The sequence below is a fragment of the Mesorhizobium sp. M1E.F.Ca.ET.041.01.1.1 genome (assembly GCF_003997355.1).
In the GTDB taxonomy this organism is placed as follows: domain Bacteria; phylum Pseudomonadota; class Alphaproteobacteria; order Rhizobiales; family Rhizobiaceae; genus Mesorhizobium.
In genome coordinates this window covers 1-747 of the sequence record NZ_RZSL01001151.1, presented here as the reverse complement: position 1 = coordinate 747, position 747 = coordinate 1, and the positions used below count along the sequence as shown (strand labels likewise).

1 protein-coding gene and 1 pseudogene are annotated in these 747 nt (G+C 64.7%); both read left to right on the top strand.

The features are described 5' to 3' along the window. Positions 1-126: pseudogene (locus EOA38_RS40835) on the top strand (acyl-[acyl-carrier-protein]--UDP-N-acetylglucosamine O-acyltransferase); the annotation flags it as partial. Continuing rightward, a partial coding sequence (gene lpxI / locus EOA38_RS38035) for a UDP-2,3-diacylglucosamine diphosphatase LpxI (protein WP_127301630.1) occupies positions 113-747 on the top strand: 635 nt, incomplete at its 3' end. The pseudogene EOA38_RS40835 and the gene lpxI, both read left to right, overlap by 14 nt.

The following is a 747-nucleotide window of genomic DNA, read 5'->3' as shown; positions in this document are numbered from 1 at the left end:
GAATTCGCCTCGTCGCCAACGGCCATGAAGATCATCGATTTCATCACCAGCCGCGGCAAGCGGCACTTTGCCGTCCCGTCACTCAAGGGTGGCGGCGACGACGACAATGGCGATGACGAAGGCTGACGTCGCCAGCCCGCACCTCGAACTTGCGCCGGGCTCCAGGGTCGGCATCATCGCCGGTGGCGGCAGCCTGCCAGTGGAAGTGGCGGAAAGCTTGGTCAGGCAGGGAAATTCGCCTTTTATCGTCCTCGTCGATGGCGAGGTGGATCGCGAAGCGGACTTCGCCGCTTATGAGCAGGCGACACTGGCGCTGGAAGACATCGGCTTGCTGCTTCCCTTGCTGAAACGCCGGGGCATCAGCCATCTGGTCCTTGCCGGCGAGATCAGGCGCAGGCCGCAGCTTGCCCGGATACGCCCGACTTTCGGTCTGCTGGCGATAATCCCTTCCGTGATCGTGGCGCTGGCGCGTGGCGACGACGGGCTTTTGAAGGTCCTCACGCGCGGGCTGGAGAAGCGCGGAATCACGGTCGTCGGCGCGCATCAGATCGTTCCCGACCTTGCCGCCGCCGAGGGCACGCTCACGGCCGCGGGACCAAGGCAATCGGATTGGCGCGATATCGAAGCGGGACGCGCGGCCGCTAAGGCCATTGGCGCACTGGATATCGGCCAAGCGGCTGTCGCCATCGGCGGTCGGGCCATCGCGTTGGAAGGTATCGAAGGCACAAAAGGCCTGCTCGAAAGGAC